A 19,763-nucleotide genomic window follows, 5' to 3' on the forward strand; every position below is an offset into this window, starting at 1 on the left:
TCAGGTCATCCGTTCGTGTCTGAAGCGGGCCCATCCGCGTGCGCGGTGGGTCGGGCGATGATGCGGAGGTCGCCGCCGAGGCGATCGACGGAGACGAGGTCGAGGCGTTGTGCCTCGCCCAGCGTGGCGACGCCGAGGTCGTCGAAGGCGAGTCGGGGACCGCCGATGAGGACCGGTGCGAGGTAGAGCAGGTACTCGTCGACCAGTCCCGCTCGCGCGAGTGCGGCGGCGACGGTCGGTCCGCCTTCGACGAAGACGCTGCGGATGCCGCGGTCCCACAGCTCGGCCAGGTGCCCGGCGGGGTCGCGCCCGTCGAACTGGACGAATCCGCGGGGGTGCTCGCGCACCGCCGCGTCGGCGGGGACGTCCCGCCGGCCGAAGACGACGGCGAGCGGCTGCCCGTCGGCGAGGTCGCCGTCGGATCCGCGCGCCGTCAGTCGGGGATCGTCGGCGAGCACGGTGCCCGTTCCCGCGACGATCGCTCCGGCCGCTGCGCGGCGCAGGTGCACGTCGGCGCGCGCCTCGGGTCCGGTGATCCACTGACTCGACCCGTCGGCGGCCGCGATCCGCCCGTCGAGCGAGGAGCCCCACTTGACGGTCACGTACGGCCGGCCGAGGCGGACGGCGGTGGTCCAGCCGTGCAGCAGCTCAGCGGCGCGATCCGCGAGCACGTCGCTGATGACTTCGACTCCGGCGTTTCGGAGACGCTCGGCGCCACCCGCCGCGACGTCGTTCGGATCCGCCATGGCGTAGACGACCCGGGCGACGCCCGCCTCGATGAGCGCGACGCTGCAGGGTCCGGTGTGGCCGGTGTGATTGCAGGGCTCGAGGGTGACGACCGCAGTGGTGCCGCGTGCCTCGCCGCGAGCGAGCCGGGAGAGCGCGTCGACCTCGGCGTGCGCGGTGCCGACTCCGCGGTGCCAGCCCTCGGAGAGGATCCGCCCGTCGGAATCGAGGATGACAGCGCCGACCTGCGGGTTCTCGGCCCACGCCGGGCCGCGAAGGGCGAGTTCGAGCGCGCGGCTCATCGCGGTCTCGAGCGCTGCTGCGTCGACCGGCGATTCGCGGAGCGTGTCGCTCATCTCATCCTCGTGTCCTGGTATCGGACTCCGGGGGGCGCGCGAGGCTCTCTGGCGGCACCGGCATCGCCGATTCCGCCTGTGCGCCTCTCATCCAGACTTTGACTGTCGGTACCGGAATTCCACCGGATCGGCCCGTCGACCTCGTCTCACTCGCGTGAGATGCGGACGGCGGGTTCGCGGACTATCACCGCCGGTTCGGAATTACACCGACCCCGGAGCACATTGCTTGTTCTGTTATAGCGCAACGTCTGGTGAGCCCGCTTATTCCCGGACGCCAGTCCCCGCCCCGACCAGGGGATCCGTGCCGTCGGCGCTCGACGGAGCTGCCGAGGTCAGCGGAGCGCGCCGACCAGATCCAGGAGGCGCGTGATTTCGACGATGCCGAGTGCCTCCGCCTCCGCCGCGTCGTCGGACGGCGGGGTGATGCCGCGTCGATCGAGCCAGACGCCGGTCAGGCCGGCACGCGCGGCCCCGATGGCGTCGGTGCGCAGGCGGTCGCCGATGTAGACGCTGTCGGAGGGGGCGATGTCGAAGACCTCGCAGGCGTGCCGGAAGATCGCCGGATCCGGCTTGGTGACTCCGAGAGCCCCCGACGCGATGACGTGCTCGATGCGGGGAGCGAGTCGGACCGTGTCGATCTTGTCCAACTGGAAGTCGAGGTCGCCGTTCGTGATGATGCCGAATCGCACACCGGGGAACGCCTCCTCGAGGTCGTCCAGGCAGGGGAGCGCGTCGTCGTGGAGGGTCCATGCGGCGCGATACCCCGTGAGATAGCCCTCGAACCAGGCCTCGGCCTCCCGGTCGTCGGCGAGGTCGATCCCGTAGGGCTCGACGAAGTCGCGCGCGCGGGCTCGACGCTGCCCCAGGTAGTCGAGTTCGCCCGAGAGGTAGCGGTGGTAGTGGTGCTCCTCCAGCTCGTGCCAGCGCCCCACCTCCTCGGCGGTGCGCGACTCGCTGGCAGCCGGGTCGAGTGCCGTGAGACTCGCGGCTGCAGCCGCTTCGACGGCCTCCCGATGGCGGAAGAGGGTGTCGTCGAGATCGAACAGGACGAGGCGCGGTTTCACGAGGTCCACTCCGGCCAGCTGGCCAGGGATCGCGCCGTCGCGCCACGATCCGTCCGATCGCGTTCCCCGTGCCAGGCCGGGGGATGGGTTCCGTCCCGAGCGGTCACGTCACTCGGTGCGATGCCGGTGAAGCGGAATCCCGCGCGTCGTGCGACCGCCGCCGAGGCGCGGTTGCCTTCGAGGCACTCCCACTGGACGGTCGGGATTCCGCGGGAGAACAGCCAGTCGATGACGGAGCCGACGGCCTCGGTCATGTATCCGTGGCCGCGATGGGGCCGACCCAGCCAGAAGCCGACATCCGTCAGGGCCGCCCGGTGACCGATGGCGCCGACGAGTCGGCCGCCGGGAGCGGTGCGGATGACCCAGTTCAGGTCGGTCGCGGCCGCCCATCCGCCGGGGACCACCCTCAGCACCCACTGCTCCGCGTCCGTCCTGGCGTACGGAGAGGGCAGGGTCATGAAACGCTCGAACAGCGGGTCGTCGCAGTACTCGGCGATGGCATCGATGTCGGCGTCGGTCGGCTGGTCGAGCACCAGGCGCTCGGTGCGCAGGACGACGGGCTGCACGTCAGCGCTTCGGGCGGCGCAGGAGACCGATCTTGTCGTACACCTCGGCCAGCTTGGCCTCCGCGATCTCGTTGGCGCGGTCGGCGGCGGGTGCCAGGATCCGATCGAGCTCGGCCGGGTCGCCGAGCAGTTCGAGGGTGCGCGCGCGGATGGGGCTGAACACCTCGACGACGACCTCGGCGACGTCCTTCTTGAGGTCGCCGTAGCCACGGCCGGAGTATTCCGATTCGAGGTCGGGGATCGGGGTGCCGCCGAACGCGGACAGGATGGTGAGCAGGTTCGAGACGCCGGGCTTGTTCTCCCGGTCGAAGACGACCTCACGGCCGGTGTCGGTGACGGCCGACTTGATCTTCTTCGCCGTCCTGCTGGGGTCGTCGAGGAGCCACACCACTCCGGCGTCGGATGCAGCGGACTTGCTCATCTTCGAGGTCGGGTTCTGCAGGTCGTAGATGCGCGCCGTCTCGCCCTGGATCATCGCGTTCGGCACCACGAACGTGGGGCCGAACCGGGCGTTGAAGCGCTCCGCGAGGTCACGGGTCAGCTCGATGTGCTGGCGCTGGTCGTCGCCGACCGGCACCACCTTCGTGTCGTAGAGCAGGATGTCGGCGGCCATGAGGATCGGGTAGGCGAAGAGGCCGACGGACGCCGCATCGGTGCCCTGACGGGCCGACTTGTCCTTGAACTGCGTCATCCGGCTCGCCTCGCCGAAGCCCGTGATCGTGTCCAGTACCCAGGCCAGTTCGGCGTGCGCGGGCACGTGCGACTGAACGAAGAGCGTCGACTTCTCGGGGTCGATGCCCGCGGCGATGTACTGGGCGACCGTGCGCCTGATCTGCTGGCGCAGCTCGGCGGGATCCTGCGGTGCGGTCAGAGCGTGGAGGTCGACGACGCAGAAGATCGCGTCGTGGCTCTCCTGCATGTCCCGCCATTGGAGCAGAGCGCCGATGTAGTTGCCGATCTGCAGCGAGTCGGCGCTCGGCTGCATGCCGGAGAAGAGGCGGGGCTTGTCGGCGGATGTCACCCGACGATTCTAGATCGGCGGTCACTGCCGTCGGATCGGGCGCTTCCCCGCTGGCGCTGGTGTTCCGGGCGAGAACGCACGTTCCGGCGTGCACATGCGCCCGGAACGTGCGCACTCGTGAAGGCGTCAGGTCCGCGGCCTCAGGCCCGGCTTCCCGCCAGCGGTGGCGTCAGGGGAGGAGGTAGTCGGCGACAACCGGGGTGTGGTCCGAGAACCGGGTGTCGTAGGTGGCAGCCCGATCGACGGAGTATTCGGCGGCGGTGTCGGCGAGGGCCTTGGTGGCGAGGTGGTAGTCGATCCGCCAGCCGCTGTCGTTGTCGAACGCCTTGCCGCGCCAGGACCACCAGGTGTACGGGCCGTCGACCTCGCCGGCCGCCTTGCGTCCGACATCCACCCAGCCCAGACCGCCGCCCGTATTGTAGTCGTCGGCGCCCTCCGCTCCGACGAAGCGGTCGAAGTAGGCCCGTTCGTCGGGGAGGAATCCGGCGCGCTTGACGTTGCCCTTCCAGTTGCGGATGTCGAGAGTCCGGTGCCCCACGTTGAGGTCGCCGAGCACGATCGCATAGGGGCTGTGCGCTGCGATCTCGGGCAGGCGGCGCTCCATCGCGTCGAGGAAGGCGTACTTGTCGACCTGCTTCTGGGTATCGGCTTCGCCCGAGTGCACGTAGGCGCTGACCACGGTGACGAGGTTGCCGGCAACCTCGTAATCCGCCTCGAGCCAGCGGCCGGAGGTGTCGAACTCGTCGTCGCCGATGGTCACCCGGTGGATGCTGGCCTTGTCGCGGCTCGCGATGGCCACGCCGGCGCGGCCTTTGGCGGTCGCCGCGTCGTGGAGGATGTTCCACTCGGGTCCGAGGAGCTCCTCGACATCCTCCGTGGAGGCACGGACCTCTTGGATGGCCAGGATGTCGACGTCGCGCGCGGACAGCCAGTCGCCCATTCCGCGGCGGTAGGCGGCGCGAATTCCGTTGGCGTTGACAGTGGCGATGCGGAGGCGTGTGGGGGAGGGCACGCGTTCGATCCTAGGTCGGCCCTCCGACAGGCACCGGACGTCGGGATCGGGTCAGGACTTGGCCGCGGCCTTGCTGCCGGTCTTCGTCTCGAGGTCGTCGGCCTTGGCCAGCTCGTCGGTCGTGGGAACGGACTCGCGGCGCTTCGCCTCTTCGCGAGCGTCGCTGCGGATCTGTCGGGCGAGCCTCCACTTGCGGATTCCGCGGGCCCCGCGGTACTCCTCTTTCGCCCGCTCCAGATTCGACTTCGCGACGAGGCGTCGGGCGTCTTCGAGCTGGCGCGCGTGCTCGAGCTCGAGCTCCTCCTCGGACAGCGAGCGGGGGTCGATGCCGGCGTCCTTCATGCCGACCGAGATCCACGAGGCGGCGATGAGCATCGCCTGACAGACGAAGTTGAGGAAGATCATGAGGCCAAGAACCGCGAACCCGGCCAGGAGCGGGTTGCTGCCTGTGCCTCCGATGAGGCCGAGCGTCACGGCCGCCTTGAGTACGCCCAGGGCGGCGGCGCCGATCGCGGCTCCGGCGAAGAGGCGCTTGGGCGGGATGCGGATCGCGGAGAGGATCCGGTAGGCGGCTGCCAGGGTGAGCAGGTCGATGGCGAACACGATGACGTAGCCGATGATGCGAGCGACGATGACGGCGAAGAGGGACTCGTCGTCGATCCCGAGGAGCCCGAAGACGGCGCCGAGGGCGGCGGTGCTGACGACGGAGAGGATCGCGGAGATCAGGATGACGGCGCCGAAGCCGAACGCCAGGCCGAGGTCCTTGGCCTTCTGGATCGCGAAGGGCGCGGCGAGGGTGGGAAGGTCGAAGATGCGGCGGATGGCGTCCCGCATGGAGGCGAGGAATCCGACGGCGGTGAGAAGCAGACCGATGAGCGCGATGGCGGCGGTCCAGGTGAGTCCGTCGGTCGATTCGAGGGTGTCGGGCGAGATGAGGCCGTCCTCGCCGACGATGCCGGGCACCGCGTTGTTGATCGCGTCGAAGATCGCCTGCTGGAGCGTGGGGTTGGCGGCGACGACGAAACCGAGCACCGAGAAGGCGACCCAGATGGCTGCGAAGAGCGCGAAGACCGCCTGGTAGGTCATGCCGGCGGCGAGAAGCGCCCCGCCGTTGGCACCGTAGTGCAGGAAGACGCGGACGGGGCGCAGGGCGAGGATCTTGGCGATCAGCGCCGCGAAACCCGTCTTCGGCTCCTCGGGAGTCGCTTTGGCACCGACCGCGGGGGTCTCGTATTCGTCGTCCTTCACCGCTTGCGCATCAGGAGACTTGGCCACGCTCCAACCCTAGTGAGCCCGCTGTGAGCACCCTGGCCCCAACCTGAACGCGAGCTCACTCTCCGCGCCCCGCCCTCTCCCTCAGCAGGCGAAATGCCCCGTCTCCCCTCGCTCAGCAGGCGAAAGTGTGTCCAGCAGTTGGAATTCGGGCTATCCGGCCTGCTGAGCGCCTTTTCACCTGCTGAGCGAGAGGGCGGCTTGGATAGTGGTGAGAATGAGATTCCAGTCATAGATGACCTGGGCGTAGCTGAAATGGAGAACCGTGTAGCCCCCCTGGGTGAGTAAGGCGGTGCGACGCCGATCCTTCGTGAATGCCTCCCGCTGCGCGTGCGTTTCACGTCCATCGAGCTCGATGACCAGTCGCTCGCCGATGAGCAGATCCACTCGACCGATCTCGCCGACGACCACTTGAGGAACGGCGCGGATTCCCGACTGAAGCAGGCGGAATCGGGCGATGGACTCGATACCCTCCTCGCTTCGCTCGTCGAGTGAAGAGAGCAGGGTTGTCCGATGAGGAGGAAGGGTGGCCGTCATCTTCTCGATCGTTCTCGTGCTGAGGACCCGTCGATGAAGAAGCGAGTCGAGAACCGCAACGGAGTAGTGGGCCGGTTGGCATTCGAGAAGGTGACCGAGCGCTCGTTCAATGGTGCTCGCGCCAGTCGACCACTCCTGGTGCGTGAGTTTGGACCCCCAGTGCGCTGTGACGTCCTCGCCCTTGCCGTCTTCGCGGGACCGCGCGAGCCGTCGACCGGAAGACGAGGCCGGCATCGCGATGTGCAGTCCGGAGTCCGGTGGGCACCATGATCCGTAGAGCCGGAGGGCTGAGACGCACCCGATTCGTCCGCCCGCTCGCATGGCACGGATCATCTGCGCATCGGTCCCGGGCTCGGCGTACCACCCGCGATGCACCTGCCACAGGCGCTCTTCGCGGACGGCCCGGGCGATGTCTGCAGCTCCAAAGCCGCGGGAGCGCAGTTCGGCGGTCGAAAGAAGCGGGCGGCTGAGCAACCGGGTCATACCGAGACGATGGCCGGGCAAGGGCCATCGTTGCGGTCGCTTGCGGCCGCCTGTAGAGAAGTCCGGCACTCAGACGACTCTGCAGGACACGAGCCGCGCTTTCGCTCAGCAGGTTGAAACACGCTCAGCAGGTGAAATCTGACCGATTCCACCTGCTGACGGCATTTCTGCCTGCTGAGCGAGAGGAACGGGCCGATTTCACCTGCTGAGCGAAAGGGCTGAGGGAGAGGTCAGGCGTGGCCGCGGAGGACTGCTTGCTTGACTTCCTGGATGGCCTTCGTGACCTCGATGCCGCGGGGGCAGGCCTCGGAGCAGTTGAATGTGGTGCGGCAGCGCCACACGCCTTCTTTGTCGTTGAGGATGTCGAGGCGCACCTTGGCGGCCTCGTCGCGGTCGTCGAAGATGAAGCGGTGCGCGTTGACGATCGCGGCCGGCCCGAAGTACTGGCCGTCGGTCCAGAACACCGGGCACGACGAGGTGCACGCCGCGCAGAGGATGCACTTGGTCGTGTCGTCGAAGCGCTCGCGGGCGGCGACGCTCTGGGTGCGCTCGCGCACCGGGTTGCCGCTGGCCTGCAGGAACGGCTGGATCTGACGGTACGACTCGAAGAACGGCTCCATGTCGACGATCAGGTCCTTCTCGAGCGGAAGGCCCTTGATCGCCTCGACGTAGATGGGCTGCGTCGGGTCGAGATCCTTGATCAGGGTCTTGCAGGCGAGACGGTTGCGGCCGTTGATGCGCATCGCATCCGAACCGCAGATGCCGTGCGCGCACGAACGGCGGAATGTCAGCGAGCCGTCCTGCTCCCACTTGATCTTGTGCAGCGCATCGAGGATGCGGTCCGTGGGGAGGACGCGGACATCGAAGTCCTGCCAGCGCGGCTCCTCATCGATCTCGGGGATGAACCGGCGGATGATGAGGGTGACGACGAACGACCCGGGAGGGCCTGCTTCGAGGTCGGAGATGCTCGACTGGGTGGGAGCCTCGACGGCGTCGACGATGAGTGTCGACATCAGTACTTCCTCTCCATCGGCTGGTAGTTGGTCACCACGACGGGCTTCCAGCCGAGTTCGATGTGGTCGTCCGCGTGGGACGAGTGCGGGTCGCCGGTCAGGTAGGCCATGGTGTGCTGCATGTAGCCGTCGTCATCGCGCTTCGGGAAGTCGTCTCGCATGTGACCGCCCCGGCTCTCGTGTCGGTTGCGTGCCGAGTAGACGACGACCTCGGCGAGGTCGAGCAGGAAGCCCAGCTCGATGGCCTCGAGCAGGTCGGTGTTGAACCGCTTGCCCTTGTCCTGGACGGCGATGTTGCGGTAGCGCTCACGCAGCCCGACGATGATCTCCATCATCTCACCGAGGGATTCCTCGGTGCGGAACACCTGGGCCTTCTTGTCCATCTCGTCCTGCAGCTCCTTGCGGATGGCTGCGATGCGCTCGGTGCCCTTCGACGCCTGGAGGGTCTCGACGAGTTCGCGGATCTCCTTCGCGGGGTCGTCGGGCAGGGGCACGAACTCGGCGGTCCTCGCGTATTCGACGGCGTAGTTTCCGGCGCGCTTGCCGAACACGTTGATGTCGAGCAGCGAGTTGGTGCCGAGACGGTTCGACCCGTGCACCGAGACGCAGGCGCATTCACCGGCGGCGTAGAGGCCGGGAACGACCGTGTCGTTGTCGGCGAGCACCTCGGCGCGGATGTTGGTCGGGATGCCGCCCATCGCGTAGTGCGCGGTCGGCATGACGGGCACCGGCTCGACGACGGGGTCGACGCCCAGGTAGGTGCGCGCGAACTCGGTGATGTCGGGCAGCTTGGTCTCGAGCACCTCGGCACCCAGGTGGGTGCAGTCGAGGAGCACGTAGTCCTTGAGGGGACCGGCGCCACGACCCTCCGCGACCTCCTGGACCATGCAGCGGGAGACGATGTCGCGCGGTGCGAGGTCCTTGATGGTCGGGGCGTAGCGCTCCATGAAGCGCTCGCCGTCGCCGTTGCGCAGGATCGCGCCCTCGCCTCGGGCGCCCTCGGTGAGAAGGATGCCGAGCCCTGCGAGTCCCGTCGGGTGGAACTGGAAGAACTCCATGTCCTCGAGGGGGAGGCCCTTGCGCCAGATGATGCCGACGCCGTCACCGGTGAGGGTGTGCGCGTTCGAGGTCGTTTTGTAGATCTTGCCGAAACCGCCAGTGGCGAAGATGAAGGCCTTCGCCTGGAACACGTGCAGCTCGCCCGTGGCCAGCTCGTAGGCGACGACCGCGGTGGGCCGCTTGACCTTCTTGCCGTTCTCCGTGACCTCGGTCATCGTGAGGTCGAGCACGTAGAACTCGTTGAAGAAGTTGATGCCGTGCTTGACGCAGTTCTGGTAGAGCGTCTGCAGGATCATGTGGCCTGTGCGGTCGGCCGCATAGCAGGCGCGACGCACCGGCGTCTTGCCGTGCTCGGCCGTGTGACCGCCGAAGCGGCGCTGGTCGATCTTGCCGTCGGGCGTGCGGTTGAACGGCAGGCCCATGTTCTCGAGGTCGATGACCGCGTCGATCGCCTCTTTCGCGAGGATCTCCGCCGCGTCCTGGTCGACGAGGTAGTCGCCGCCCTTGACGGTGTCGAAGGTGTGCCACTCCCAGCTGTCCTCTTCGACGTTGGCGAGGGCCGCAGCCATGCCGCCCTGGGCCGCACCCGTGTGCGAACGCGTCGGGTACAGCTTCGAGATAACGGCGGTGTTGGCCTTGGGCCCCGCCTCGATCGCCGCGCGCATGCCGGCGCCGCCGGCGCCCACGATGACGATGTCGAACTGGTGGTAGTGAATGCCGTCGACCACGCGGCCGGTGCCCTGCTCGGCGAAGGACGCAGGGTCCTCCGCGTTGCGGACATCGCCCGCCGTGGTGCCGCGCTCGTCCGTCAGACGGGGGAAGAGCCCCGTCTTCTTCTCCGCGCTCACGAGCGAGCCGCGCAGAAGGTGGGGAGCAGATCGGCGGGGGCGCCGGAAGGACAGGGGTCGAACGTGAAGATCACAAGGGTTCCGAGCACGAGGAGGACGATGGTCGAGCCGACCAGCAGGGTCTTGAAGATGTAATGCGGCGTGAACAGGCGACGCAGACGCGTGCCGCCGATCGGGACCGTCGTGTAGTCGTTGATGATCGTGCGCATGCCGTTGGAGCCGTGGATGAGCGCGAGCCACAGCAGTGCGAAGTCGTACCACTGCCAGAACGGACTCGCCCACTTGCCGGCCACGAAGCCGAAGTCGAGGGCCGAGACGCCCTCACCCGCGTAGAGGTTGACGAAGAGGTGGCCGAAGATCAGCACGACCAGCAGCACGCCGGAGGCGCGCATGTAGAGCCAGCCCCACTTCTCCCAGTTGACGCCACGACGCGGCGCGGGCTTGACCCGCGGGGATTCGATGCTCACCGACATGCTCATTCACCTCCGAAGACGTGCATGAGGTGGCGCGGTGCAAAGCCGAGCATGAGCACGGCCCAGAGCGCGATGACGATCCAGAACATCAGCCGCTGGTTGCGGGTGCCGACGCTCCAGAAGTCGATCAGGATGATCCGGATGCCGTTGAGCGCGTGGAAACCGATGGCAGCCACGAGGCCCAGTTCGCCGAGACCCATGATCGGGTTCTTGTAGGTGTTGATGACCGCGTTGTACGCCTCGGGACTCACGCGCACGAGTGCGGTGTCGAGGATGTGCACCAGCAGGAAGAAGTAGATGGCCACGCCGGTGATGCGGTGAAGCACCCACGACCACATTCCTTCGCCGCCGCGATACACCGTTCCAGCAGGTCGCTTGGGAAGCGAGAACCGACCCGCAGTGCGCGTGGGACGGAGCTTGCGGGCCGGTGCAGGTGCGGGGAGATCGGTGCTCTTCAGCGACACGACGAATTCCCACCTTCCCTGGTCGGGTATGACTTCCACCAGTGTAAGCCGCCGCGGGAGGTGCTCAGGCCACCTCGGGGCTTCCGGCGCCGGCTGTCAGGGAACGCGCGGTTCGGACGGCGTCGTAATGGCCGATGAGCTCGCGGCAGACCGTCTCCCATGACCGGCCCAGCACCCGGCGGCGTCCGGCCTCGCCGAGACGGGCCCGATCGAGCGCGTCGGAGGTGAGCGGTTCCACCGCCCCGCGGAGCCCCCCGGGCAGCGCGGGATCGAAGAGGGCGCCGTCGACCCCCGTGTCGACGAGATCGATCGGACCGCCCGCCGCCGGTGCCACGACGGGAAGACCCGATGCGTGGGCCTCCTGGATCGTCTGCCCGAACGTCTCCTCCGTCCCGGTGTGCACGAAGACGTCGAGTGCGGCGTAGGCATCGGCGAGCGCCGTACCGCCGAGTCGGCCGAGCCAGGTCACCGGCATCCCGCGCAGCGCCCGCTGGACCGAGGCCGTCGCGGGCCCATCGCCCACGATGGCGAATCGGACCCCGGGCAGTCCGCGGAGCTCGCGCAGTCGTTCGACCTGCTTCTCGGGTGCGATCCGGCCGATGTACCCGACGACGGTCTCACCGCTGGGTGCCAGCTGGTCCCGGAGCGCCCGCACCGCGGGGCTGTCCCGGTTGCGCGGGTGGTAGCGCTCGAGGTCGACCCCGCGACCCCACCTGGCCAGCCGGGGGATGCCGGCGGCCCTGCAGTCGGTGAGCGCCGCGCTGCTCGGGACGAGGGTCAGGTCTGCGTTCTCGTGCACCCGGCGGACGAGCTGCCAGGCGAGAGACGAGGTCACGCCCAGCCGGTTGCGGCGGGCGAATCCGGCGACGTCGGTCTGGTAGATCGCCACCGACGGCGTCCCTCTCTTTCGTGCCGCCGACAGTGCATGCCCGCCGAGCAGGAACGGGCTCGCCGCGTGCACCACATCGGGCGCGAATTCGTCGAGCACCCGCTGGACGGACGGGCTCGGGAGGCCGACCGGGAACTGCCGGTAGGCGACGGCTGGCATCCTGTGCACGCGGAACCCGGCGTACTCGGATGGCGCTCCGGCTCCGGGGCTGAGTACAACTGCCTCGTGCCCGCCCGCGGCGAGGTGCTCGAGAACCCGGGCGACGCTCGTGGTCACCCCGTTGACGGTGGGCAGGAAGCTCTCGCTCACGACGGCGACCCTCATGCGCCGCACGTTACGGACGCCGGTCGCCGCCCCGGCATCCTGCACGCGTCGCGCAGATGAAGGGAGGGGGAATGAATAGGGGGCGCGCGTCACACCCCCGGATAGTCTCTTGGCATGACTGACTCCGGAATCTCCTGGCGTGGCCGCGGCACCGAACCCGAGGCGGTCGACCGCTTCTACAGCGTGATCCCCGCCGGCGGCATCGGATCGCGGCTCTGGCCGCTGTCCCGGGCCAGCGCCCCGAAGTTCCTGCACGACCTGACCGGCTCCGGTCAGACGATCCTCCGCGACACCTGGAACAGGCTCGCCCCCATCTCGGGCACCGACCGCATCATGGTCGTCACGGGTCGCGCCCATCGCGCCGCGGTCGAGGCGCAGCTGCCCGAGCTGAGCGACGCGAACATCGTCCTCGAGAGCGAGGGCAAGGACTCCTCCGCCGCCATCGGCCTCGCCGCGGCGATCCTCGAGAAGCGCGAGCCGGGCGTCATCATCGGATCCTTCGCCGCCGACCACGTCGTGGGCGACAACCGACGCTTCCGTCAGGCCGTCATCGAGGCCGTGGCGCTCGCGGATGCGGGCTACATCGCGACGATCGGCATGCAGCCGACGGAGCCGGCGATCGCTTTCGGCTACATCCACTGCGGCGGCCCCGTCACGATCGCGGGTGCACCGAGCGCGCTGAGCGTCACCGGGTTCGTTGAGAAGCCGAGCCTCGAGATCGCGAAGGAGTACGTCGACTCGGGCAGCTACCTGTGGAACGCGGGAATGTTCATCGCCCGCGCGGACCGCCTGCTCGAGCAGCTCGGCAAGACTCAGCCCCGACTGCTCGCCGGGCTTCGCGAGATCGCGGACGCCTGGGACGGCCCCGATCGCGGCGCGGTCGTCGACCGGGTCTGGCCCGGCCTGACCAAGATCGCCATCGACTACTCGGTCGCCGAGCCCTCCGCCAAGGAGGGCGTGCTCGCCGTCGTCCCCGCCGACTTCCCCTGGGACGACGTCGGAGACTTCGCCTCGCTCGCCAAGCTCCAGTCGGGCGGCCGCAAGAACGAGCTCGCCATCCTCGGTGAGCACACCCGCGTACTCGCCGACTCGTCGAGCGGCATCGTCGTCAGCGAGACCGGGCGCCTCATCACGCTCATCGGAGTAGAGGGGATCGTCGTCGTCGACACCCCGGACGCGCTTCTGGTCACCACCTCGGAGCACGCTCAGCGGGTGAAGTCCGTGGTCGACGCCCTGAAGCTCTCGGGCCGCACCGACGTCCTCTGACCCGTCCCGGGGCGCGGCGGCGAGATAGCCGCTGGTCTCGGCCGGAGGGGGTGGGCGGGCAGCGGTAGCGTTTCCCGGTGCCCATTCCCTTCATCCTCGATACCGACACCGCGCAGGACGACTGCGTCGCCATGCTCGTCGGGCTGCTCGACCCCGAATCCGACCTGCGCGCCGTGACGATGGTCGCCGGCAACGTCGGCTTCGATCGCCAGGTCCACAACGCCTGGCTGACCATGAACGCCGCAGCCCGGTTGGCCGATGTGCCGATCCACCTCGGCTCGCGCCGCCCGCTCATGCGCGAGTGGGTCTCGGCGGAGAACGTGCACGGCGACGGGTCGGGCGGTCTCGACCTCGACCTGACCGGCCTCGAGACCTCCGACGAGCACGCCGTCGACGCGCTCATCCGCCTCACCGCCGAGTCGCCCGGCGAGCTGACCATCGTCTGCATCGGCCCGCTGACCAACATCGCGATGGCCGTGGTGAAGGACCCGCGGTTCGTCGCGAACACCCGTGCGCTCTACATCATGGGGGGGTCGAACAACGGGCGGGGCAACATCACGGCCGCCGCCGAGTACAACTTCTACGTCGATCCCGAAGCCGCACGCGTCGTGTTCGAGGCCGGCTTCGACATCACCGTCGTCCCCTGGGCGCCGCTCACCCTGCGCGACGCCGTCTTCACGCGTGAGCGCCTCGCCGAGCTGGACGCGCTCGGCACCCCGCTGTCCGCTTTCTTCCGTCGGGTCTGCGAGGGCACCCTCGCGTTCGACGAGTCCGTCGGCATCCCCGGATCCACCCACCCCGACTCGCTCACGGCGAGCATCCTGCTCCACCCCGAGCTGATCCTCGAGGCCGCCGACTACAACGTCCAGATCGAGACCTCGTCCGACCTCACCCGGGGCTACTCGGCCATGTCGTGGGGAGTGCACGATCTCGCGGCGAACGCGCGGGTGATCGAACGGATCGACGCCGAGGGGTTCTACGCCTACCTCCGGAGTCTGCTGGCGCTCCCGACCGCGCCGGAGCGCCCGTTCGTCGGACTCTGATCGCGACGGTTTCCCGCAGATTTCGGTCTGATCGCGGATTGGTAACTATCTCGTTCCGACCGGGTTCCAACCCCTGACTGGGGACTTGCCGAGAGGTAACGTGACCGTCGAACGTGTGCCCGGCCGCTTCAGGCCGCGGCGTGTCTACGGAGGTATACCCCTTGAGAGCAACCACTACCGCGCGCGGCCTCGCAGGCTTCGCACTCGTCGGTGCCAGCGCCCTGATCCTCGCGGGCTGTGCAGCCCCGCCCGAGGAGGACGCAGGGACCGACGCCGGCAGCGACTTCCTCGCCTGCGCCGTCTCCGATGAGGGCAGCTGGAACGACAAGAGCTTCAACGAGGCGGCCTACGACGGCCTCACGAAGGCCAAGGACGACCTGGGCATCGAGACCAACGACGCCGAGTCCGACGACACCGAGGACTTCGTCCCCAACCTGACCCAGATGGTCGACGCCGGTTGCGACGTCACCTTCGCGGTCGGCTTCAACTTCAGCGACGGCTCGCTCGAGCAGATCGCCGGCGAGAACCCCGATTCGCACTTCGTCTGGATCGACGGCTACGACCTCGGCACCGGCAACGTCAAGCCCATCCAGTACTCGATGGACCAGAGCAGCTACCTCGCCGGCTACCTGGCCGCCGCGTACAGCACCACCAAGGTCGTCGGCACCTACGGCGGACTCGACATCGACGCGGTCAACGTGTTCATGGAGGGCTTCTACTACGGCGCCAAGGCCTACGAGACCGAGACCGGCACCCCGGTGACCGTCCTCGGCGCCCCCGTCGACGGCCCCGGTCAGTACACCGACCCGGCCACGAGCTTCCAGGACGCAGCCGGCGCGCTCTCCATCACGGAGGGCCAGCTCGCCCAGGGCGCGGATGTCATCTTCCCCGTCGCGGGCGGCCTGTTCGCCTCGACGGCTGAGGCCATCCAGAAGTCCGGCAAGAACGCGGTCTTCCTCGGCGTCGACAAGGACGTGGCCGTGACCTCTCCCGAGTACGCCGACCTGGTCCTCACCTCGGTCGAGAAGCGCATGACCACCGCCGTCTTCGACGTCATCAGCGAGCTCGCTGACGGCGGCGAGTTCACGGTCGACCCGTACATCGGGACGCTCGAGAACGACGGCACCGCGCTGAGCGACTTCGGCTCGTTCGACTCGAAGGTCTCCAACGAGATCAAGGCGAAGCTCGAGGAGATCAAGGCCGGCATCATCGACGGCAGCATCGTCCCGGTTCCCGCCAGCTGACGATCCGCACCGCGTAAGAGGGCTGGGGCTGCTTCGGCAGTCCCAGCCCTCTTCATTTCCGTCGTATCCGCCCTCCGGCGGTAGTGCAGGATAGGTATCCGATGAAACTCGAACTGCGTGGCATCACGAAGCGCTTCGGCTCCCTCGTGGCCAACGACTCCATCAGCCTCACCGTCCAACCGGGCGAGGTCCACGCGCTGCTCGGCGAGAACGGCGCGGGCAAGTCGACCCTGATGAACGTGCTCTACGGGCTGTACCAGCCCGACGAGGGCCAGATCCTGCTCGACGACGAGGCTGTCGTCTTCGCGGGCCCCGGCGACGCGATGCAGGCGGGCATCGGCATGGTCCACCAGCACTTCATGCTGATCCCGGTGTTCACCGTCGCCGAGAACGTGATGCTCGGCCACGAGCCCACCCACGCGGGCGGCGTCCTCGACCTCGCGAAGGCCCGCGAGCTCGTCCGCGAGATCTCATCCCGCTTCGGGTTCGAGATCTCTCCCGACGCGCTCGTCAGCGACCTGCCGGTCGGCGCCCAGCAGCGCGTCGAGATCATCAAGGCCCTCTCGCGCGATGCGAAGGTGCTGGTCCTCGACGAGCCCACCGCCGTGCTGACGCCGCAGGAGACCGACGAGCTCATGGTCATCATGAAGCAGCTCGCCGCGTCCGGCACCTCGATCGTGTTCATCACCCACAAGCTGCGCGAGGTGCAGGCCGTCGCCGACACGATCACGGTCATCCGTCTCGGCAAGGTCGTCGGCGAAGCCGAGCCGACCGCATCGTCCGCCGAGCTCGCATCGCTCATGGTCGGCCGCGACGTCGACCTCACCGTCGACAAGCCGCCGCTGCACGCGGGCGCCGACGCGCTCGTCGTCACCGAGCTCACTCACTTCGACGACCACGGGCAGAAGCTGCTCGACGACGTCTCCTTCACGGTCCGCGCCGGCGAGATCCTCGCCATCGCGGGCGTTCAGGGCAACGGGCAGACCGAGCTCACCGAGGCGATCCTCGGCCTGCGTCACCGGGTCTACGGCTCGGTCAAACTGGGCGGTCGCGAGCTCGTCGGATCCTCGGTCCGCGACATCCTCGATGCCGGCGTCGGCTACGTGCCCGAGGACCGCAAGAAGGACGGACTCGTCGGCGAGTTCAGCGTGGCCGAGAACCTCATGCTCGACCGCAGCTTCGCCGGACCCTTCACCAAGGGGCTCGGCGTCGACTTCGCCCACCGCGACGAGTTCGCCCGCGAGGCGATCGGCGAGTTCGACATCCGCACACCCGGCGGATCGACCCCCGCCGGCCGACTCTCCGGTGGAAACCAGCAGAAGGTCGTGCTGGCGCGCGAGCTCTCGCGCGATCTGCAGCTCTTCATCGCATCGCAGCCCACCCGCGGCGTCGACGTCGGGTCAATCGAGTTCATCCACGAACGCATCGTCGCGGTCCGCGATTCGGGCATCCCCGTGCTCATCGTCTCGACCGAGCTCGACGAGATCACCGCCTTGGCCGACAGGATCGCCGTCATGTACCGAGGTCGCATCGTCGACATCGTCCCCTCCGACACTCCCCGTTCGACGCTCGGCCAGCTGATGGCGGGGGTCGTCGCGTGAGCACCGACCAGAGCGTCAACGCGCTGCCGCCCCAGCCGAGGGCGAACCAGCTCCTTCAGGCGGTGCTCGGCGGCGGATTCGTCCGCACGCTGCTCGCCATCGTGCTCGCGTTTGCGGTGGCGTCGCTCCTCATCATCTTCACGAACGAGGACGTCATCACAGCGTCGGGGTACCTGTTCGGACGGCCCGGCGACTTCTTCAGCGCAGCCGGCTCCGCCGTCGGCGACGCCTACGCGGCACTGTTCCGCGGATCCATCTACAACTACAACGCGGACACCGTGGTGGCCGCGTTCCGGCCGCTGACCGAGACGCTGAGGTTCGCCGGGCCCCTCATCGCCGGCGGCCTCGGCGTGGCGCTCAGCTTCCGCGTCGGCATGTTCAACATCGGTGCGCAGGGCCAGATCCTGGTGGGCGCCGCGTTCGCATCGTTCGCCAGCTCGATGATCCACCTGCCCTACGGCATCCACCTCATCGTCGCCGTGCTCTTCGGCCTCGTCGGATCCGCTCTCTGGGCCGCGATCGTCGGTGTGCTCAAGGCGTTCACCGGTGCGCACGAGGTGATCGTCACGATCATGCTCAACTACATCGCGATCAGCCTCGTCACCTACCTGATGCGCACGCCCCTCCTCCACGACATGGAGGGCAGCAACAACCCGATGACGATCCCGCCCGACCCGACGGCGGTGCTCCCGAGGATCCTCGGCGAGGGCTTCGCTCTGCACCTCGGCTTCGTCTTCGCGATCATCGCGGTGGTCGTCTACTGGTGGCTGATGGAGCGTTCGACCACAGGATTCCGTCTGCGCATGGTCGGCATCAACCCCGATGCAGCGCGCACCGCGGGCATCGACGTCCGCAAGATCTACATCCTCGCGATGACGCTGTCCGGCCTCTTCGTCGGCCTCGCCGCCGTCAACCAGGCGCTCGGACGCGAAGGCAGCTTCACCCCCAGCGTCGACGGCGGAATCGGCTTCGACGCGATCACCGTCGCGCTGCTCGGCGGATCGAGAGCTCTCGGGGTGCTCGGCGCCGGCATCCTGTTCGGCGCCCTCAAGGCCGGCGGGCCCGCCATGCAGGTCGCGGACGTCGCGCCCGAGGTGCTCGGTGTCGTCCAGGCGCTCATCGTGCTCTTCATCGCGGCGCCCCCGCTCATCCGCACCATCTTCCACCTCCCCGGTCGCCCCAAGCGGGCACCCCGGAAGGTCAAGGCCACCAAGCAGCTCGAGGAGGCGTCATGACGGCTCTCGCTCCCGTCCACGAGACGGTCGCGGCACCGCCGCGCAACTGGAAGACGCCGATCGTGCTCTCGGTGCTCGCCGCCGTCACGTTCGTGGTCTTCGGCCTGCTCGGCAACGCGCAGGAGGTCACCTTCCGGTGGTCCGAGGCCGACGACACCATCTCGCTGGCCTCTCTGGTCGTCGCGTCGCAGCCGCTGTGCCTCGTGCTCGGCGTCCTCACCCTCCTCGGCGCGGGCTTCGCCTACTACCGCGCCTACCGCCGCGAGAAGGTGCCGCTCTGGGTGTCCATCGGCGTGGGCGCCCTGTTCATCATCGGGCTGTTCGCGAACGTGGGTGCGGGCGCGACCGTCCCCGTCGTGTTCATCCTGACGGGCGCGATCGGCCTCTCGACCGCCGTCATCTTCGGCTCGCTCGCCGGTGTCGTCGGTGAGCGCGTCGGGGTCGCGAACATCGCGATCGAAGGCCAGCTGCTCGCCGGAGCGTTCGTCGCCGCCGTCGTCGCGAGCGTCACCGACAGCCTGTTCCTCGGCCTCATCGCCGCCATGATCGGTGGTGCTCTCGTCTCGATGGTCCTCGCGGTGTTCTCGCTGAGGTACGTCGTCGACCAGATCGTCGTCGGCGTCGTGCTCAACGTGCTCGTCGTCGGCATCACGAACTTCTTCTACTCGGCGGTCCTCTCCGACAACAGCGAGGAGTTCAACTTCCCGGGGACTCTGCCGTCGCTGCCGATCCCGCTGCTGTCGTCGATCCCCGTCATCGGGCCGGTCTTCTTCGATCAGCGCATCACCACCTACGTGATGTTCCTGCTCATCCCGACGGTGTGGTTCGTGCTGTTCAAGACCAAGTGGGGCCTGCGCATCCGAGCAGTCGGAGAGCACCCGCTCGCCGCCGACACGGTCGGCATCAACGTCAACAACACCCGGTTCTGGACCGTCACCGTCGCCGGCCTGATCGCCGGTTTCGGCGGCGCCGCGCTGACGATCGGATCGGTCGGCGCATTCGTGCGCGAGATGAGCGCCGGTCAGGGCTTCATCGCCCTCGCCGCCGTCATCCTCGGTCGCTGGAACCCGTGGCTCGCCGCGGTCGCCGCACTGCTGTTCGGCTTTTCGCGCAACTTCCGCATCTGGGCCGGGCAGATCGGCTCCCCGATCCCGCCCGACCTCATCGCCATGACCCCGTACCTCGTGACGCTCATCGCCGTGTCCGTGCTCGTCGGCAAGGCCGTCGCGCCCGCCGCGGTCGGCAAGCCCTACATCAAGGAGTGAAC

18 protein-coding genes and 1 riboswitch are annotated in these 19,763 nt (G+C 68.3%); of the genes, 6 read left to right on the forward strand and 12 right to left on the reverse strand.

The annotated features are described in order from the left end of the window. Window positions 1–5: 5 nt before the first annotated feature. The 12 genes from ribD to DDQ50_RS04930 form a co-directional block, all read right to left on the reverse strand. A complete protein-coding gene (gene ribD / locus DDQ50_RS04875; protein ID WP_165829692.1) occupies window positions 6–1,082 on the reverse strand; it encodes a bifunctional diaminohydroxyphosphoribosylaminopyrimidine deaminase/5-amino-6-(5-phosphoribosylamino)uracil reductase RibD in 1,077 nt (358 codons plus the stop codon). 75 nt (window positions 1,083–1,157) lie between these two features. After that, window positions 1,158–1,306, reverse strand: a riboswitch (FMN riboswitch). Between the two features lie 108 nt (window positions 1,307–1,414). Next, a complete protein-coding gene (locus tag DDQ50_RS04880; RefSeq protein ID WP_165829693.1) occupies window positions 1,415–2,155 on the reverse strand; it encodes an HAD family hydrolase in 741 nt (246 codons plus the stop codon). Further along, window positions 2,143–2,712 carry a GNAT family N-acetyltransferase gene (locus tag DDQ50_RS04885; protein ID WP_165829694.1) on the reverse strand — a complete coding sequence of 190 codons (570 nt, stop codon included), beginning with the start codon at window positions 2,710–2,712 and terminating at the stop codon, window positions 2,143–2,145. Before DDQ50_RS04885 ends, DDQ50_RS04880 begins: the two co-directional genes overlap by 13 nt. A 1-nt stretch (window position 2,713) precedes the next feature. Then, the gene (trpS, locus tag DDQ50_RS04890; protein ID WP_276308377.1) at window positions 2,714–3,733 is read right to left on the reverse strand and encodes a tryptophan--tRNA ligase; all 1,020 of its coding nucleotides are present in this window, start codon (window positions 3,731–3,733) and stop codon (window positions 2,714–2,716) included. Between the two features lie 169 nt (window positions 3,734–3,902). Next, window positions 3,903–4,745, reverse strand: a complete 843-nt coding sequence (locus DDQ50_RS04895) for an exodeoxyribonuclease III (protein ID WP_116755545.1) — start codon at window positions 4,743–4,745, stop codon at window positions 3,903–3,905. 51 nt (window positions 4,746–4,796) lie between these two features. After that, entirely contained in the window at window positions 4,797–6,020 is a 1,224-nt protein-coding gene (locus DDQ50_RS04900; RefSeq protein ID WP_240614235.1) for a YihY/virulence factor BrkB family protein, read from the reverse strand. 174 nt (window positions 6,021–6,194) lie between these two features. After that, on the reverse strand, window positions 6,195–6,554 hold the full coding sequence (locus DDQ50_RS17200; protein WP_165829695.1) for an endonuclease domain-containing protein: 360 nt from the start codon (window positions 6,552–6,554) through the stop codon (window positions 6,195–6,197). Between the two features lie 713 nt (window positions 6,555–7,267). Further along, on the reverse strand, window positions 7,268–8,050 hold the full coding sequence (locus tag DDQ50_RS04910; protein ID WP_116755548.1) for a succinate dehydrogenase iron-sulfur subunit: 783 nt from the start codon (window positions 8,048–8,050) through the stop codon (window positions 7,268–7,270). After that, the gene (gene sdhA, locus DDQ50_RS04915; protein WP_116756101.1) at window positions 8,050–9,837 is read right to left on the reverse strand and encodes a succinate dehydrogenase flavoprotein subunit; all 1,788 of its coding nucleotides are present in this window, start codon (window positions 9,835–9,837) and stop codon (window positions 8,050–8,052) included. Before sdhA ends, DDQ50_RS04910 begins: the two co-directional genes overlap by 1 nt. Before the next feature lie 116 nt (window positions 9,838–9,953). Further along, the gene (locus DDQ50_RS04920) at window positions 9,954–10,430 is read right to left on the reverse strand and encodes a succinate dehydrogenase hydrophobic membrane anchor subunit (RefSeq protein ID WP_240614236.1); all 477 of its coding nucleotides are present in this window, start codon (window positions 10,428–10,430) and stop codon (window positions 9,954–9,956) included. 2 nt (window positions 10,431–10,432) lie between these two features. Further along, window positions 10,433–10,888 carry a succinate dehydrogenase, cytochrome b556 subunit gene (gene sdhC / locus DDQ50_RS04925; protein WP_116756102.1) on the reverse strand — a complete coding sequence of 152 codons (456 nt, stop codon included), beginning with the start codon at window positions 10,886–10,888 and terminating at the stop codon, window positions 10,433–10,435. A gap of 70 nt (window positions 10,889–10,958) precedes the next feature. Next, window positions 10,959–12,107 (reverse strand): glycosyltransferase family 4 protein, encoded by a 1,149-nt coding sequence (locus DDQ50_RS04930; protein ID WP_116756103.1) that lies wholly within the window; start codon window positions 12,105–12,107, stop codon window positions 10,959–10,961. Window positions 12,108–12,221: 114 nt separating this feature from the next. On the opposite strand from DDQ50_RS04930, the gene DDQ50_RS04935 reads away from it, so the two are divergent. The 6 genes from DDQ50_RS04935 to DDQ50_RS04960 all read left to right on the forward strand — a co-directional run bounded on the left by DDQ50_RS04935 (window position 12,222) and on the right by DDQ50_RS04960 (window position 19,761). Continuing rightward, entirely contained in the window at window positions 12,222–13,373 is a 1,152-nt protein-coding gene (locus DDQ50_RS04935) for a mannose-1-phosphate guanylyltransferase (protein ID WP_116755550.1), read from the forward strand. Between the two features lie 77 nt (window positions 13,374–13,450). After that, window positions 13,451–14,416, forward strand: a complete 966-nt coding sequence (locus DDQ50_RS04940; RefSeq protein ID WP_116755551.1) for a nucleoside hydrolase — start codon at window positions 13,451–13,453, stop codon at window positions 14,414–14,416. 161 nt (window positions 14,417–14,577) lie between these two features. After that, window positions 14,578–15,660, forward strand: a complete 1,083-nt coding sequence (locus DDQ50_RS04945) for a BMP family lipoprotein (RefSeq protein WP_165829697.1) — start codon at window positions 14,578–14,580, stop codon at window positions 15,658–15,660. A gap of 101 nt (window positions 15,661–15,761) precedes the next feature. Further along, window positions 15,762–17,261, forward strand: a complete 1,500-nt coding sequence (locus tag DDQ50_RS04950; RefSeq protein WP_116755553.1) for an ABC transporter ATP-binding protein — start codon at window positions 15,762–15,764, stop codon at window positions 17,259–17,261. Beyond that, window positions 17,258–18,496, forward strand: coding sequence for an ABC transporter permease (locus tag DDQ50_RS04955; protein ID WP_116755554.1), 1,239 nt, complete (start codon window positions 17,258–17,260; stop codon window positions 18,494–18,496). The genes DDQ50_RS04950 and DDQ50_RS04955 overlap by 4 nt, the downstream gene beginning before the upstream one ends. Beyond that, window positions 18,493–19,761 carry an ABC transporter permease gene (locus tag DDQ50_RS04960; protein ID WP_116755555.1) on the forward strand — a complete coding sequence of 423 codons (1,269 nt, stop codon included), beginning with the start codon at window positions 18,493–18,495 and terminating at the stop codon, window positions 19,759–19,761. The genes DDQ50_RS04955 and DDQ50_RS04960 overlap by 4 nt, the downstream gene beginning before the upstream one ends. Window positions 19,762–19,763: the final 2 nt, after the last annotated feature.

Origin of the sequence: Amnibacterium flavum, assembly GCF_003097495.1 — a bacterium.
Classification (GTDB): Bacteria; Actinomycetota; Actinomycetes; order Actinomycetales; family Microbacteriaceae; genus Naasia; species Naasia flava.